The sequence below is a fragment of the Dehalococcoidia bacterium genome (assembly GCA_041653995.1).
Taxonomy (GTDB): Bacteria; Chloroflexota; Dehalococcoidia; order GIF9; family UBA5629; genus CAIMUM01.
On sequence record JBAZEK010000007.1, the window covers coordinates 1 to 15721 of the forward strand.

Consider the following 15721-nt stretch of genomic DNA (forward strand, 5'->3'; position numbering starts at 1 on the left):
GTGAAGTGGAGAAGGAAGCAACGCGGGCGGTATGTGACGAAAGAGATTATCAGGGTATTTACGAAGGGGGTGCCGAATGATGTTTTGGAAAAGGAATAGGGTGGTGCCGGTTAAACCGGTAATGGGCGCGCGGAAGATGGCAGAAGCCTTTGCGGTGGATCCCGAGACGCCGCTATTGGTGGCGGTGCTGGCTTATTTGGCCGGCATGGAAGAAATTGAGCATGAACTGATCATGACGATGGAGATATCGGACAAGGAGCGGACATTCCGGGCGGGGTGCCTGGCGGCATTGGCAGAGGCGCAGGAGCAGATTTTGAAGGAAGTGCAGAAGGCGAATGAGAGGAAGAGGGGAGGGTAAGACGGACGACGGACGGCGGACGGCGGACGGCAGACGGCAGACGACGGACCGGAGAAGACGGAAGACAGACGACACAGAAAAAAGGAGGATAGATGAAACTCATAAATGAAGGAAGAAGTGATTGGAGGCCATGGTGGCTTGGTCTGCGGTTGAAGTGTGAAGAATGCGGCCGTGAAGTAGAGCTGGAACTTTATGACAATATGCGCGCAGACTGGTATCCTTCACTTGATGGTAACATCATTGAATTTTCATGTGCACGATGCGGGAAAGCGGTCACATTAAAGGCACCAATCGCAGAAATTATGCAAGACGGTTGTAGCATCGGCCGGGTGATCGAAAGGGGGTGAGGGAGAATGGCCAGAGGATACAGAGGACGTGGAGGTGGACGCGGAGGGCGCGGGGCTTGCGGCGGAACGCGCAGGCGTGACGGGAGTGGGCGCGGGGTTGGGAATCGCGGGACGCGCCGGCAGCCGAGGAAGAAGTAACAGACTGATCAGACGGATCGGACGGATCAAAGAAGACCGGGGAGAAATCCCCGGTCTTTTTGCGTTTACAGGGGTCTAATGAGGGGGATTTCAACGAGTAGGGTTAAGTTGGCGGCGCGGGGTATTGAGTAGGGGAAAAAGGTGTAGAAAATCTTAGGCAGAAAAGGACCATACTGCGCGGTCGGGCAAAGCGCAGGGATAAACCTTAATGATGGGGGAACATCATGGATGCGAAAGCTGAAGACACTGTAGCAGCAGGTGCGGGCGAGGCGAGTGAGGCGGAAGACCAGAAGCCTACCACCGAGACCGGAAAAGCTGTGGACACGCTGGAGAGAAGGCTGACGGCGGGGTTTGAAGGGGATGCCAGCCAAGAGGCGGCGGACCTGGACAAGAAACCGCCGGCGGAGACGGACGAATCTGACGGATTGGACAAATCGGACAAATCGGACGGATCAGACGAAGGCGCTGAAGATGAGATCAAGGAAGGCGAAGTTGAGGGGTTGAGCGTGAAAGCGCAAGCCAAAATCAACGAGCGCATCCATGAACTCAACATCAAGCGGAAGAACGCGGAATCGGAAGCCGAACAGACGAAAGCGCGGCTCAAAGACTTGGAAGTGAAAATCCAGGACGAGCATGTTCTGGCTGTAATGAAGTTGGGATTGGATCCCGAATACGTTACGCCGGAAGAAGCGAAGACGCTGAATCGGTTTGAAAATCTGCGTGAGTGGAAGAAGTGGTTACGGACACACCGGGACGGATATGAGGGGTCGGACCCCAAAGAAAGCATGACGCCCCAGCAAGTGGCGGAGCGGGAAGCGTTGGTTGAGGATGAACTGCTGGACGTAGCCGGACCGGCCCGGACGTTATGGTTGGAACGCACGAAACTGATGCGCGAAGACATGGCGGCGGGGCGGAAGGCGCGGTTGGAGAAAGCAAGCAAACCAAAGCCGAAGACGCCGGATCCCAAGCCGCCGAAGTTGCCGGAAACCAACGGCGCCACGCGCAAGCCGCCGGTAAGCGCCGGGAGCAAAGGGAAAGCCGCTTTTGATTCGAAAGAGTTTCAAGCGGCCGGGGGAGACAAGGACGCGTTGGAAAAACAATTCGAAAAAATCTTTGGAGGCTGACCCATTTCGGACTGATTTGACGGATCGGACTGATCAGGGCGGCCCCTAAACAAGAAAGAGGGTATTACTATGCCGGGAATTTATGAAGCTGATCAGGTATTGAAAGTGGCGGAGGTGGGCGACACAATTTTTATCGCGCAGAGCGATAAGGTGCCGTTTTCACGGCTACTCAAGCGGGGCAAGAAGCCCTACAACATGTTGAGTTCATGGCCGGTGCAGGTATATCCGGACCGTAAGTTTGAAGGCATATTGGACGGGACGGACATATCCACGTTTACGCATACCAACCGCGAGCAGATCGAGGCGTATGCCATGTGGCTGATGACCGAAGGCTGGATGGTAAGCCGATTGGCGAACCTGACGCATACCTATGGTGTGAAGCCTGGGAAAGAAGAAGCCAAACAGGCCAAAGACGACGCGCTGTTGCTCGGTCAGATGATCGAGAAACAGCTGTTGAGTTCAGTGGACATGGCTGTGGAGTCGGGTTCCACGCCATATCGTTCACGCGGCGTAGGCAGTTGGCTGGCATCCAGCGCGCAATCGGTTAAGCCGGTGCCCGCGAATTACCGGCCGAACAGTGCATGTGTGTATGAAAGCACGTTGGCGGCATTCCTGCCGGCGGAGATGGAGGCCATGCTGGAGGCGGCGGCCACGCAGAAGAAAGAGGCGGTTGACCTGACCGGGTATGTGGGTATCAAGCTCAAAACGCAGATGAGCACGTGGGCGCAGAGGCATGTGGAAGACGTGAACACAGCCCAGGCATTGACGCGCTATAACCTGGACGCCGAGGATAAGAAGCTCATGCGCGTGGTGGACTTCTTTGAGTTCGATGCCGGGAAAGTGAAGGTATTCCCGAGCTGGTATCTGCTATGCACGGAAGGGACCGGCGCCGTGACGGCGAACAGTTCCCGGAGCGGCTACTTCCTGGATATGGACATGTGGGAGCTGTGCTTCCTTGACAATCCGGCAAGCTGGATTGAGCCGAGGAAATCGGGCGGGCCGCGCGGGTATCACGACGCCGTGTATCTGCTGAAGTGCCTGAATCCGACCGGGCAATGTATGGCGAACATTGCGAGCTAAGAGGGAAGGGACCTAAAGGACAACAAGGACATAAAGGAAGGGTCCGGTCCGGCGAGTGCCGGACCGGGCTGACCTGAAAACCGGGAGGAAACAGGATAATGAAGAAAAGAAAAAGCAACTGGATTCCCGCTTTCGCGGGAATGACATTTCTGTTAATGGGCGCCAGTCTATTACAAGGAGCGTCATATCGGCCGGTATTGGAGCAGGAGCGCGGCTTTGTCGGGGCGACGCATGTGGCGACATTCACGTATGCGGACATGACGGAAACGAACGTGGACACGCCGCAGACGAACAGCACGGTATTCACTGTCAAGGCCAAGCAGAGGGTGGAGTTGATCGGCATGGAGCTGGTAACGGCTTTTAATGCCGGCGACAATGCGACAGGAAGCGTGTGCGTGATCGTGGGCGATGGCTCGGATCCGGACTTTTATCTGGACAGCACCGAATTGGACAGCAACAAAACGGAAGTCTGGAGTAAGTTTGGGCGCGCCTACCAGGGTGTGACTACGGCGACAAGCACGAACATGACCAATGTGGCGCTTAGCACGGCCACGGTATTGGCGGGGGTTACGGTTGCCAGCGAGATTGACTGTTTGGATAGCGTGACGCCGAGCGTTGCGCCAGCGGGCACGAATGTGGCGACGACCACGAAGTCGGCGACGACGAACGTAACAACGACAGCGCAGGCGTTTGGAACGAATGTGGCGACAACCACGAAGTCGGCGACGACGAACGTAACATATACAACGATTGACATTACGAATGTTGTTGACGGCGTGACTAATATATTCACCGTCCTTGCGACAGTAACGGCGCAGAACGACGACGTGCTGGCGAGCGCGACATTAGAGACCGCGGATGGTCTGACAGGAGTAACGGCGCAGAATGACGATGTGCTGGCGAGCGCGACATTAGAGACTGGCGACTTCATGACCAGTATTACGAGCAATGTGGTGCAGGCGGCGAAGACGCTGGGAACGACCACGGATGACGTTGTTGACGGCGTGACGATTCAGGCCGAATCGCAGACGCGGGTGACGGCATTGACGGACAGCGCGACCGGGCGCAAGGTCTATACGGCGGATGACGCAATTGATTTCGTGTTCACGCCGAATTCGGAGAATGCGTTGAGCGAGAATACGGCCGGCGAAGTGCGGTTCTACTTCAAGGTGATACGGTAAGGCAAGAGATCGGACGGATTGGACGGATCCGACTGATCGAAGGACGGGGGCCCGGGCGGCGGTAAGCGCCCGGGTCCCTGGTGGCTGGATTCCCGCGAAAGCGGGAATGACATTTTGAAAGTGGGAGACACCGAATGCCAGACGAGAACAGACCCATTGACGAAGTTAAAGCGGATGGCGGGGACGCCCTTGTTACCGAGCCGACTTTGACGGAGTTGAAGGCGGAAGTGGATCAGATAGTGGCGGAGAGCCGGAATACGATTTGGGCGACACGGGTGGACACGGAGTCCACCCGTTTTTGTCGTTGGGATAAGCAATCGGCGGACGGGTTAAAACATGCGGATGTGAATGACGACGAGGAGCCGGCGCCGTTTGAGGGCGCCAGCGATATGCGGGTGCGGATAGCGGACATGCTGATCAACGAAGACGTGATGCTGATGCTGGTGGCCGCAATGCGGGCGCAGATCAATTTCAAGGCCATAGAAAGCACGGACAGCAGGATGGCCGGGAACATGGCGATTTTGATGCGGTGGGTGATCCGGAACTATTGGGGCGTCAAGTGGATTCGGGAACTGCTGAAATTGGCGAATTACGTGAGTGGGGACAGTCCGGCGGTGGGGTTATTGGGGATAGCCTGGCGGCGCGAGACGGCGTTGAAGATGGAGACGCTGACGGCGGATGAGTTGATGGAACTGTATTTGCAAAATGTCATGGACGTTTTGCAGGAAAGCGGCCAGACAAATCCGACAGATGGGACGGATCTTCAAAGACAAGCGATGCAGGCGGCGGAGGATTTCAAGGCGGCATTGGCGAGCAAGGAGTTGGGCGAGGAATTTTTGACGGCGAAGCTGATGGAGTATTTTCTGGGGATTCGGCCGGCGCGGGCGAAGAAGGTGATCAAGGAATTAAGAGAGCGCGGCGCGGCGGAATTTCCGGTGCCGTATGTCAGGCAGAACGGGCCGGACATCCAGGCTAAGCGACTTTATGAGGATTGGTATATCCCGCTCAACACGACTGAATTCCAGAAAGCGCGGGTCTATTTTGAGTCCGAATGGCTGACCAAGACACAGATCATCGAGCGCAAGATCAGCCAGGGCTGGAGTGATAGCTTTGTGGAGGCCGTAATAGGCAAGCGGCAAAGCGATGGGAGCCGGCAAGGCGGGCATGAGAGCGTGGCGGCATTTCCGGAATACATCAGGGATGAGAATGGGAACATAGTAACGCGCCAGGCAATACATTACAAAGGGCTATATCAGATCGTTACGGCCTATTACACGGCGACGAATGAGGATGGAGTGCCGGGCAAGTATTTTGTGGTATTCCATTACGACGTGGACGAGGCCGCGACCGAGCGGCGTCTGATTGATTATGCGCATGGCGGGTATCCCGGGCACGCATTCCAGCGAGAAGTCCTGACCAGCCGGCTATGCGATTCGCGCGGCTTAGCGGAATTGGCGGGGTCATATCAAGGGCTGATGAAGCTCTATTGCGACAGCTTTGGGGACCATGCGCAAATAGCCGGAGTGCCGCCGATAATCACGCGGAACCGGCAGAGAATGGGTGCCTTGCATATCAGGCCGTTGATTGAGCTACAGGCCAAGCGGGACGGTGATTTCGAGTGGATGAAGCCGCCAGCGTATCCCAAGACCGTCGTGGACATGATGAAAGAAATGCGGCGACAAATGGACGAGTATTTCGGGCGAACCAATCCGGAGGTGGCGCCGGACATCGTGCAACTACAGAGGGAATTCAAGGTTTTATGGTGGCTGATGAACTTGCGGGAAGCGTTGACGCAGGTATTCCAACTATGCCAACAGTATATGCCTGATGAAATGCTGGCGCGGATAACCAACAAGCAAGGCCAGCAGGTATTCAAGAGCCGGGAAGAAATCCAAGGCCAATTTGACATTGATTTGCAATTCAATCCACAGGACTTGGACCCCGAGTATTTAGAGAAAGTGGGTGGGATAGTGAAGGACATGCTCTTGGCCATAGACCGGGACAAGACCATCCAGACCGCGCCGATAGTGAGCGCGTTATTGTGGCGGTTGAGTCCGGAATTAGCCGATGCGGCGTTGTTAGACGTGGACCAGGCCAACCAGGCGGAAGCGCTGGCCGAGATCAAGGCATACCAGGAGATTCGGGCGGGGACCGAGCCGGACCTGCCGGACGATGGGAGCATCAATTACCAGTTGCGGTTACAGTTATATCAGAACATGGAGCAGATGAATCCGGACATTTACAAGGACATGGCGCCGGATAAGCTGGCGATCATGCAAAGCCGGTTGCAGAGATTGCAGGTATTGGCACAACAGTATGGGGAGAACGTGCAGATTGGGCGGGAAGGCGGGGCGCGGGCGTTGCCCTCCTTCGCTCCAGGAGCTATGGAGGGCAGGCCGGCGGCGGCAAAGGCGATTTAACATTTCAGATTGGAGATTTCAAATGAGTGGATATTCGAGAGAGGCGCTGGGGTTGGCGGTGGACATGGGGGCGGTGCTGGAGCGCAGGCGGTTGGAGTTGGCCGCGGCGCGGGTCTTGGACGGCAAACTGGCAATGCAACGCAAGGACTTTCGGCGGATAGGGAAGACCGGGCGATTGAAAAGGCAACTTTCCACCGTGGCGGTGATGAATGCGGTGGACGGGTGCGGGCGCGACGTAATGAAAGATGAAGAATACTGGAAAGACCAGGATCGGCGCGAGTTTGGGATACAGGATGGGGCGCGGACGGTGAAGGCGATGAGGAACAGGCTGGGGAAGGTGACATACCGGAAAGTGTGGGGGAAGAACGGAACGACGGAATACGGAAGACGGAAATAGGACGTTCGGACATATCGGACTGATCGGACGGATTTTTTATGAAAACCTGCACGATAAAGAGTGTGTATGAGGCGATAGTGCGGATGCGGGGGATAGACCCGCTGACGGCGAGTTATAGCGCCGCACAGATGGCGCAGATTGCCGAATACATCAACGAGCGGATGATTGCGGCATGGCAGAGGACATTCTGGCCGGAGATCATGCTGGCGGAGCAGAGAGAATATCGGGCGGCCTGGGACGTGACGTTGAACTACGCAACGGGCGACGAGGTATATTTTGAGACATCCGAAGGGGATGACAAGTATTACGTGAGCTTACAGGATGGGAATGTGGGGCAAGACCCGGAGACGGAGACGAACTGGTGGGAAGAAGTGGGCGAGAAGTTTCTAAGGACGATAGATTTTCAGCAAGAAGGCGAGAGCGAGATTGGGGCGGTAGATTTGGGGAGTTGCGTATTTGAGAAGGACCCGCGGATATACCGGAAGGCTGGGTTAGTGACGGATGTGGCTTTATATGGCGACGCGCTTTTGGTGAATGCTGACGAGGCGCCTGCGCGGCCGTGGATCTGGTTTCGACCGCCAGTGCCGGAGTATTCACTGACCGAATGGGATGCCGGGACAGCCTATGCGATAGGGGACTTGTGTTATTACGCGACCAGCGGCGAGAGCTACAAGGCGCTCCAGGTAAACAGTAACAGGAACCCATATACGGAAACTGACTATTGGGTGAAAGTAGATTTTCCGGCGTTTTTGAAGACAGCCATCAAGTATGGCGCGCACGCGGAATACGTGCTGGACCCGGTAGAACACGCGAAGGCCGAGGCGCGGGCGGAGAACGAGTTGCAGAGTTTGGAAGAGAGGATAGTGGACCAACAGGGAGTGCAGAGGAAAGTTATCTTTGGAAGATAACCTTGCGGAATGGTTAATGGATGATGGTCAATGGTTGATGGAGGAACAAAACAAGGAGGGAAGACATGAATGCGAGAGTAGTGAATTTGGAAGGGCAGTTGAGGCCGACGGGGGATGGAGCGCTGGGCGAAGAAATTGCGGTAGGCGGGACAGTAGTGGAGGCCTCCGCGCTACATGCAAAGGCCAGCCATTTTTACGTCAGCGTTAAGACCAAGGCGGTGTTGGCGACGTTTGACGGCACGGATCCCGTGAGCGCGGGCGCCGGGGTGTATTTTCCGGTAACGAGCGCGCCGATGGTTTGGCATCGGCGGACGGTGGAATGCGCGAAATTCATTGAGGCCGCGGGCGGTGAGGCTGGGGTGGTAAGGATTGAGCCGTTTTCGGAGTGAGGCCGGACGGATTGGACGGATCGCATGAGGAAAGCAATAAACGCACTACTGCTGATGATTGTGGCCGGCACATGCTGGGCGCAAAATTATCCTACTGTGGCAACGAAGGGGGCGGTGGCGGCTGGGGATGTGGCGATTTATGACGGAGTGAGCGGGCGGTTTATCCGGAGCGGCAGTATTATTGACGGGTTGCGGGTAGGGCGGAAAGGGGCGACCGGGGCGAACATCTGCGACTTGACAGGGATATATACCGGGCTGGTTTCGACGGCAGGGAGTGTAGTGACGGGGGAGGTGGCGGTAGGGCAGAATAAGCTCTATCTGGCAGGATTCAGCAAGAGCACGGCGTATGGTTCAGTGACGATGGCGGTGGACGGCTTGGTATTGCAAGGGACAGCGGCGGCGGCGGTCAGCAATTACTTTGTGGCAAGCGCGACCGCGACGCAGACGGTGACGCTGGGGATATACGGGAATGGGCTGACTAATTCGGTAGTGAGCGATGTGTATATCAAGCAGATAACCAATGGGGACGTTTACGTTGCCGGGAAGATATACGCGGAGCAGATATACATTGGGAGCGTGGCGGTAACGAGCGGGATAGTGGGACCGACCGGGCCCGCCGGTCCGACCGGGGCAACTGGTGCGACCGGTGCGACGGGTCCCGCGGGTGCAGATGGCGCGGATGGCGCGGCGGCGACGATAGCGGTGGCGTGGACGAGCAACGGGGCGCCAGGGAGCGCGGTGGTGGTAACGAATGTGGGGACGACGAATGCGGCCAGCTTTGGGTTTGTGATACCAGCAGGTGAAACGGGGGCGACGGGCGCGACAGGGGCGACGGGTGAGACCGGGGCGGCCGGATCGGCGGGTGCGGCGGCGACGATCAGCGTGGCGTGGACGAGTAACGGGGCGGCAGGCAGTGCGGCCAGCGTAACGAATGTGGGGAGCAGTAACGCGGCCAGCTTTGGGTTTGTGATACCGGTGGGAAGCAACGGGGCGACGGGTGCGACGGGCGCGACAGGGGCGACGGGTGCGACCGGTGCTACGGGTCCCGCGGGTGCAGATGGCGCGGATGGTGCGGCGGCCACCATTGACGTGGCGTGGACGAGCAACGGGGCGCCAGGGAGCGCGGTGGTGGTAACGAATGTGGGGAGCAGTAACGCGGCCAGCTTCGGATTTATGATACCGGCAGGAAGCAATGGGGCGGCAGGAGCGACGGGAAGTCCGGGTGTGGACGGCGTGGCAGGAAGCATAGCGGTGGCGTGGACGAGCAACGGTGCGCCAGGCAGTGCGGCGATGGTGACGAATATCGGGAGCAGTAATGCGGCCAACTTCGGGTTTGTGATACCGGTAGGGGCGCAAGGAACGAACTTCGCGTATCGCTACGTGGCGCTGGACACGGCGGACGAGCAGGTTGAAGTCCTGGCAACGGGGACCAATGTAACCGTAACGCGGACGAACACGACATTGTATGTGGCCATACCGGAGACTATCAGGGTCTTGAGTATGAGAGTGCGGTGGAATGGCGCGAATGGGAGCAGTTTTACGTTGGACACAGGGACGAGCGACATGGCGAATGCGAGCGCGGCGGACCGATGGGGGGCGATCTTCCAGGCGTATCGGGAAGACACAGGGGCATTGATCGCCGGGGCGAGTTGCAGTTTGGATACCGTCAATTTCAATCGAATGATAGTGCAGGGACTATCGTCGGCAACAATTAACCATTGCAGATTTGGGTTTTGATGAAAACATTTTTTTTTTAATTTTAGGGATAACTTGCTTTGCGGCACTGGCGGCGGAGCCGCTGGTGCAGGGTGAGCTTGAAATCACAGCGTGGAGCGAATGGACGGCCGGGACAAGTTACCGGGTGGTAGGCGAGTTTCGGGATTATTCGGTGGCCGGCAGAGTTGGGACCGACATAGAGGCAGGCCATTACCTGTTTACCGAGACCATATTGGGGGATGTGGACGCATGGCAGATAACGAACATAGTGGCGGCCGGCACGATCAACGTGACGGTGGATGTGGCCTATGCGGAGAGCGGAACATCGCGTGTGGGTATGGTCGTCGGGTATGCGCCGGTGTGCGCGTTATCGAGCAATGCGGTGGGGTATCCGCAACAGCCGGCGCCGGAGTTTTGTCATGTCAGTGAAAACCTGATGAACGGGATCCGGAACTATGCGTTCAGGAGAGTGGGGATCGGTGGGGATTGGGAAGTGGGGACAGTCCGGGCGTCGAACTATGTGGTTCTGGCGAGCAGTCAGCAGGTTTTAACGAATGGCGCGACGATAGAGCCGTATGGAAACCTGGTAGTAACGACGACGAATACGCTGATCAGCCTGGGGAATCCGCAGATACAGACGAATGGGATAACGGAAGGGATGATGATGTATATGCGGGGCGCGGCATCGAGCGGTGGAATACAACTGACGAACGGGGCGGGAGTGGTTTTGGATTGTGAATTGCACTATCTCCTCAAGGAAAATGACATTTTGCAATTTGTGTTTTTGGACGGCGCGTGGCGGGAAATGAGAAGGGTGGATAAGTAAAAACAAACAGAAAGGAACGAGCGATGAAAAGAATGAAATTATGGCTGGTGGCTGGAATAGTGGCGGCAACAACCGGATCGGCATGGGCGATTGGCGGAGTGCTTTCGGATGGTAGCGGGACAAACTGGAGCTACGGGGACCTGTATGGGCAGGGGACGTATTATCTGCGGAACTGGAAGACCGCTGATATTGACGGTGCGGGCATTACGAACATACCGAGCGGGGGCATAGTTTCGCTGGACGCTTCCAAGCTGGAGGCGGGGACGGCTATTCCGGCGCTTGACTTGGGTGCCGGGACGAATGTGCCTGCCGGGAACCTGACGGGAACGGTGGACGACGCGCGGTTGAGCGCGGCTTTGCAAAAGCTGGCGGCCGACGATGGCGGCAGTTTGACGAACATTATCAGCGACGGCATAGTTTCGCTGGATGCGGCGAAGTTACAGGCTGGAACAGTTATGCCGGCGGTTGACGGCTCGGCGATAACCAACCTGCCGGCGGCGACAAGTTTGGATGCGGCTAATCTTGTGCCTGGCTCGGTGGCAAGTGCAATAGACGGCAATGCGATAACCAACCTGAATGCGGCAAACCTTGCGGCAGGCGGAGTGTTATCGGCGTTGGATGGCAGTGCGTTAACAAACTTGAGTTCGGCGGGGTTGACTGGTGTGCTGTTGACTAATGACAGCGCACAAGCGAAGGCCGGCAAGCTGACGTTGAATGGCGGGCTGGAAGTTGGCGGGACGATGGTATTGACGTTGGGCGCCGTGGAGACGATAGCAGAAGGCGGCGCGGTGCCGGCATCGGCGGCGAATGTCAAGGTAGTTGGCGACAGTGCGCCGGTAACGGCGACAGTGGCAGATGGAGCAACGGAAGGGCAGGTGTTGACCATACGTGGGACGGACGACACAGACACCGTAACGCTAACGAATACGGCGGTAGTGCCGAACTTCAAGATAGGGCTGGGGGACGTGATTAGCTTCACCTGGGATGGGTCGGCTTGGGTAGAAGTATTGCGGAGGGACAATTAATGAGAGGAATGAGACGGATTGGACATATCGGACTGATTGGACTGATCATGTTGATCGGGGTGCGGGCTATTGCCTGGACGGGAGTTCAGACGGATGGCGAGAAAGTATGGTTATCCGGCACGTTCGACTTGCAGACGAACGCGGTTATTTTTGGCGGGGTGAGCCGGACGAATTGGCCGACGGGGGGTGGGACGACGAATGCGAGCGAGATAAACGTAACCCTGCAACCGACGAATTATACGGGCGTAGGTAATGTGGAATCGCATTTGACGGGAGTGGATAGGGTTTTAGGATATGGGCCGTTGTTAAAAAGCGCTTTAGGTGTTGAAATGGGTTATGAAGCGGATTATGGCGATGGAACCGGGGTTGCTATTGGATGGGGGGCTGAAAGCGGAGATTCCGCAGTTGCACTTGGTGTAGGCGCAAGTTCCGTTGGTTGGGGGACTGCGGTAGGAAATAATGCGAATGGAACAAATTATGGCGTAGCAGTAGGCTTATCAACTTACGGGCAAAATTATGGCGTAGCAGGTGGAACACGATCAAAAAGCCAAAACTATGGTGTAGCAATTGGTTCAAGCCATCAGGATGCTTTTTTTACGGAAGGCACAAATTACGGCATAGCAGTTGGTAGCCAAACATTAGGCAGTCGTTTTGGTGTGGCTGTCGGAACGGCAGCGCGAGGACACGATTATGGCGTTGCTATTGGCTGCACTGATTCTCAATTAGTGTGGAATTCCGTAGGAACAAAAGGAACGAATTACGGCGTAGCGATAGGCAATCGTGCAAGTGGTAGTGATTATGGCGTAGCTATTGGAGCAATGTCTGCTGCGGCATCAAACTCTGTAGTTATTGGCTCAAATATAACTAACACCGAACCGAACTCAACGAAAATTAAGGGCAATTTGAATATGGCAGGGGCGGCGATTACTGGTGCGGCGAATATCGAAGCACAAAGCGTTACGCTACCGAATAGCGGTCCGGGTCTTGTCCCGGCGGGTTGCATAATGCAGTGGCCGGGGACCAATAATATACCTGTTGGCTGGATGGTCTGCGATGGCCGGGCTATAACCAATTCTGCTTATCCCGCGCTTTATGAAGCCTTGGGTCCCGTATGGCAGTCTTCAACATACGTGAGAAAATTACCGAACCTGCAATCGCGTGTTGTGGTAGGCGCTGGGCAAGGTTCGGATTTGTCATTACGCACAGTAGGTGAAATTGACGGCGAGGAACAAGTTACGCTTACCATTGCCCAGATGCCAGCTCACGCGCACAACCACCGCGGCGCTGTCAATAACCTTGCGGCAGGTTCAGATTATAAATATCCTGCTGCCGCCTCATGGGACCCGGATATTTGGACGTCATCCCGGGGGAGTAACTCTCCACACGAGAATATGCCCCCGTTTATCGTTTTGAACTACATCATAAAGTATTAACCATGACCCCTGAAACCAAATTTGAACAGTTTCACCGGAGCCTGCTGGCGCTCGTGCTGGTGCTGGTGCTGGTAGCGTCGCCTGTCCTACTGGCCTGGGGCGCGTGTAGTGGGCTGTCGAAGTCATGGAGGCGCGTATGGAGCCAATAATCATAACGAAAGACCTTATTGCGGCATTCTGGGCGGCCGGTAGCATGGCCGCGATAATGATCGGCTTGTGGATTTGGATGATTGTGCTTGAGCGAAACGACAAAAGGAAGGGCGGGTAAAGATATGGTTTTGCTCGAAAGCGTTGGAGTAGGAGCGACAGTGGCCGCGGGAGTAATCGCGCAAATGCCTGTCGCTCCTGAAAGTCTGGAGGCTGTCGGAAAATGGCCCGTAACAATGGCGTTGATCGTCCTTGCCGGCTGGAGCGTTTGGTTGGCATTTAGGATGGCGGACAAATCCCGGCAAAGCCAGGATAAACAAACCGAAGTATTACGAGGTCTGGTAGAGCAGTTGGCGAGGTTGAACGAGAGGGTTAAATGAGCGAGCCAACATACTTGGCGACCTTACGGACATGTCTGGCGCAGTGCGAGGAAGCGTTGCCGTTGATTTCGGACGCGCATGACAAGCAGATTTTAGAGGACCATGCTTTCCTGCTCCGCTCCGACATCCGGCGAATAGGGAATGGGAGAGGAAGCAGGAGAAGATCACAGCGGGGGAGGGAACGGAAGGACGGAAGAACGGAAGGACGGAAGGAACGGAAGACGGAGGGTAAAATGGGGGCATCAGAAATTAAGACCTTTAAGATCGCTGATCCGGAGAAGCGCTTTGCGGGCTGGCCTTTGTGTCTTGAATACATTGACGCGCACAATTGGCGGTTGCAATCGTCGTTATCCTATCGCACGGCCGGCGGCGAGGTTTCGACGGTGCGGCCTGGGTTTGTGTTTGATTTTGCGAGTGTGCCGAGGGTGTTGTGGTGGCTGTATCCGCCAGCGGGGACGCAGGAAAATCCTTACGGCGTTGCCGCGCTGTTCCACGATTGGCTGTGCGCGCATCGGAAGATTGGCGGCCGGCCGATAGGATTTTCGGAGGCGAATGCGGTATTCAAGGAGATCATGCTTTATTTGGGGTGCAGGAAGACGCTGGCTTGGACGATGTATCTGGCGGTGCAATCGCCTATTGGCTGGTGGCTGTGGAAGAAACGAAAACCGGAGGATATGGAGCCATGAGTAAATTGGAACCGCTCATCAATGTGCCACCGACTTCGCTGGAGTTTGCGGCGTCGTTGCCTGTCATGCCGACAGTGTTTAACTGCCGGTTTTTGTATCCCGCCGCCGATGCTGACAAATACGGGATTGGGACGTTTGACACGTATCCGGGCCGCTACACAAACACGTTGTTCTTTCTGGAAGATAATGCGCCGGTGGACCAGCTTGTGAGGATGTTGGATTATCAGAAGTCGGTTGGCGCGACTTGCATTCCGTTTTATATTGCCAATGATTTCAGCCGAACATATCCTACGATGGGCGGCAAGTATCGAGGAGAGATTGACGAGGCGAAGTTAGACCGGTGGTATGCGTATTGCCTGGCGATTATTCAGGGTTGGGGTATCTGGCCGATTCCGATGGGGCACTGTTGTAACAAGGGTTCGGAATATGCACAGTTGGATGCCAATGAGTTTCGCAGGGTCATCAAGGCGGTAGTGAACAAGCTCGATCCGCTGGTTCCCTTTTGGGGCGCAGGCTGGGAGGTATCGGAGTTTTGGGAGCCGTGGGTATGCGACGCGGCGGCCAGTATTTACCATGAGTTCACGCGCAAGCCTGTGATATTGCATAATCAGGGCTGGGAGCACGCGATGGGCGCGAACATCAATGGGCTGGCTTATGAGTGGGGGCATCATCCGAAGTATGGGCAAGACATTTCCGTTGATGCTTTGAGAGCTGAATACAAGACAGTGAGCGACCACATTGTGCCGGCGGGCAAGGCGTTGATTGCCGGGGAATGGACGGTATTTACGCAAACGCCGGAAGCGGCCGCCCAGCGCAAGGGATTGACGGGGTATTTGCCGTGGACATATGGGGCGTGGAATTGAAAGGACGTATGGGAAGAATGGGACTGATAATTGCCCTGGCCTGGGTCCTGGCGGTAGCCACCTATAGCGGGCCGGTGGGCACGACGAGCGAGTGGGGGATCGTGGTGGCGCCGTGCGCGTGGTGTGGGGCGACGAATGATATTGAAGTGCATCACATTTATCCCCAGCATTTATGGCCGGAGCGGGCGCGAGACACGAACAACATGGTGTGTTTGTGCAGGCGGTGCCATTTTGTGCTGGGGCATCGTGGGTGTTGGACCAATGCGGTGACGAATTTGGTGAGGATGATTGAACTGAAATAAT

At 56.2% G+C, this 15721-nt stretch carries 17 protein-coding genes; all 17 read left to right on the forward strand.

The genetic code is table 11. The annotated features are described in order from the left end of the window. Positions 1-76 precede the first annotated feature (76 nt). The 17 genes from WC359_12555 (at position 77) to WC359_12635 (ending at position 15720) form a co-directional block, all read left to right on the forward strand. Positions 77-358, forward strand: coding sequence for a hypothetical protein (locus WC359_12555; protein ID MFA5401270.1), 282 nt, complete (start codon positions 77-79; stop codon positions 356-358). Positions 359-450: 92 nt separating this feature from the next. Continuing rightward, entirely contained in the window at positions 451-705 is a 255-nt protein-coding gene (locus WC359_12560; protein ID MFA5401271.1) for a hypothetical protein, read from the forward strand. Positions 706-1067: 362 nt separating this feature from the next. Continuing rightward, complete coding sequence (locus tag WC359_12565; protein MFA5401272.1) at positions 1068-1967, forward strand: hypothetical protein; 900 nt, start codon at positions 1068-1070, stop codon at positions 1965-1967. Between the two features lie 69 nt (positions 1968-2036). Continuing rightward, a complete protein-coding gene (locus WC359_12570; protein ID MFA5401273.1) occupies positions 2037-3047 on the forward strand; it encodes a DUF5309 family protein in 1011 nt (336 codons plus the stop codon). Between the two features lie 98 nt (positions 3048-3145). Then, positions 3146-4228 (forward strand): hypothetical protein, encoded by a 1083-nt coding sequence (locus tag WC359_12575; protein ID MFA5401274.1) that lies wholly within the window; start codon positions 3146-3148, stop codon positions 4226-4228. Between the two features lie 134 nt (positions 4229-4362). Continuing rightward, positions 4363-6648, forward strand: coding sequence for a hypothetical protein (locus WC359_12580; GenBank protein MFA5401275.1), 2286 nt, complete (start codon positions 4363-4365; stop codon positions 6646-6648). Between the two features lie 22 nt (positions 6649-6670). Further along, entirely contained in the window at positions 6671-7045 is a 375-nt protein-coding gene (locus WC359_12585) for a hypothetical protein (protein MFA5401276.1), read from the forward strand. A 38-nt stretch (positions 7046-7083) separates the two neighbouring features. Then, positions 7084-7953 (forward strand): hypothetical protein, encoded by an 870-nt coding sequence (locus tag WC359_12590; protein ID MFA5401277.1) that lies wholly within the window; start codon positions 7084-7086, stop codon positions 7951-7953. A 65-nt stretch (positions 7954-8018) separates the two neighbouring features. Then, positions 8019-8342 (forward strand): hypothetical protein, encoded by a 324-nt coding sequence (locus WC359_12595; GenBank protein ID MFA5401278.1) that lies wholly within the window; start codon positions 8019-8021, stop codon positions 8340-8342. Between the two features lie 24 nt (positions 8343-8366). After that, positions 8367-10079, forward strand: coding sequence for a hypothetical protein (locus tag WC359_12600; protein ID MFA5401279.1), 1713 nt, complete (start codon positions 8367-8369; stop codon positions 10077-10079). Positions 10080-10143: 64 nt separating this feature from the next. Continuing rightward, a complete protein-coding gene (locus WC359_12605) occupies positions 10144-10884 on the forward strand; it encodes a hypothetical protein (GenBank protein MFA5401280.1) in 741 nt (246 codons plus the stop codon). Positions 10885-10907: 23 nt separating this feature from the next. Continuing rightward, positions 10908-11909: a hypothetical protein gene (locus WC359_12610; GenBank protein MFA5401281.1), complete on the forward strand. Its 1002-nt coding sequence runs from the start codon at positions 10908-10910 to the stop codon at positions 11907-11909. After that, positions 11909-13342: a tail fiber protein gene (locus WC359_12615; GenBank protein MFA5401282.1), complete on the forward strand. Its 1434-nt coding sequence runs from the start codon at positions 11909-11911 to the stop codon at positions 13340-13342. The genes WC359_12610 and WC359_12615 overlap by 1 nt, the downstream gene beginning before the upstream one ends. A gap of 236 nt (positions 13343-13578) precedes the next feature. Next, a complete protein-coding gene (locus WC359_12620) occupies positions 13579-13869 on the forward strand; it encodes a hypothetical protein (GenBank protein MFA5401283.1) in 291 nt (96 codons plus the stop codon). Between the two features lie 233 nt (positions 13870-14102). Continuing rightward, positions 14103-14555 (forward strand): DUF1353 domain-containing protein, encoded by a 453-nt coding sequence (locus tag WC359_12625; protein ID MFA5401284.1) that lies wholly within the window; start codon positions 14103-14105, stop codon positions 14553-14555. Further along, positions 14552-15418 (forward strand): hypothetical protein, encoded by an 867-nt coding sequence (locus WC359_12630; GenBank protein ID MFA5401285.1) that lies wholly within the window; start codon positions 14552-14554, stop codon positions 15416-15418. Before WC359_12625 ends, WC359_12630 begins: the two co-directional genes overlap by 4 nt. Next, positions 15394-15720, forward strand: coding sequence for an HNH endonuclease (locus WC359_12635; GenBank protein MFA5401286.1), 327 nt, complete (start codon positions 15394-15396; stop codon positions 15718-15720). Before WC359_12630 ends, WC359_12635 begins: the two co-directional genes overlap by 25 nt. Position 15721 lies beyond the last annotated feature (1 nt).

Excerpts from the sequence above, each read along its gene's own strand:
- WC359_12555 (MFA5401270.1), top strand. The coding sequence starts at position 77 with ATGATGTTTTGGAAAAGGAATAGGGTGGTGCCGGTTAAACCGGTAATG.
- WC359_12560 (MFA5401271.1), top strand. The coding sequence starts at position 451 with ATGAAACTCATAAATGAAGGAAGAAGTGATTGGAGGCCATGGTGGCTT.
- WC359_12565 (MFA5401272.1), top strand. The coding sequence starts at position 1,068 with ATGGATGCGAAAGCTGAAGACACTGTAGCAGCAGGTGCGGGCGAGGCG.
- WC359_12570 (MFA5401273.1), top strand. The coding sequence starts at position 2,037 with ATGCCGGGAATTTATGAAGCTGATCAGGTATTGAAAGTGGCGGAGGTG.
- WC359_12575 (MFA5401274.1), top strand. The coding sequence starts at position 3,146 with ATGAAGAAAAGAAAAAGCAACTGGATTCCCGCTTTCGCGGGAATGACA.
- WC359_12580 (MFA5401275.1), top strand. The coding sequence starts at position 4,363 with ATGCCAGACGAGAACAGACCCATTGACGAAGTTAAAGCGGATGGCGGG.
- WC359_12585 (MFA5401276.1), top strand. The coding sequence starts at position 6,671 with ATGAGTGGATATTCGAGAGAGGCGCTGGGGTTGGCGGTGGACATGGGG.
- WC359_12590 (MFA5401277.1), top strand. The coding sequence starts at position 7,084 with ATGAAAACCTGCACGATAAAGAGTGTGTATGAGGCGATAGTGCGGATG.
- WC359_12595 (MFA5401278.1), top strand. The coding sequence starts at position 8,019 with ATGAATGCGAGAGTAGTGAATTTGGAAGGGCAGTTGAGGCCGACGGGG.
- WC359_12600 (MFA5401279.1), top strand. The coding sequence starts at position 8,367 with ATGAGGAAAGCAATAAACGCACTACTGCTGATGATTGTGGCCGGCACA.
- WC359_12610 (MFA5401281.1), top strand. The coding sequence starts at position 10,908 with ATGAAAAGAATGAAATTATGGCTGGTGGCTGGAATAGTGGCGGCAACA.
- WC359_12615 (MFA5401282.1), top strand. The coding sequence starts at position 11,909 with ATGAGAGGAATGAGACGGATTGGACATATCGGACTGATTGGACTGATC.
- WC359_12625 (MFA5401284.1), top strand. The coding sequence starts at position 14,103 with ATGGGGGCATCAGAAATTAAGACCTTTAAGATCGCTGATCCGGAGAAG.
- WC359_12630 (MFA5401285.1), top strand. The coding sequence starts at position 14,552 with ATGAGTAAATTGGAACCGCTCATCAATGTGCCACCGACTTCGCTGGAG.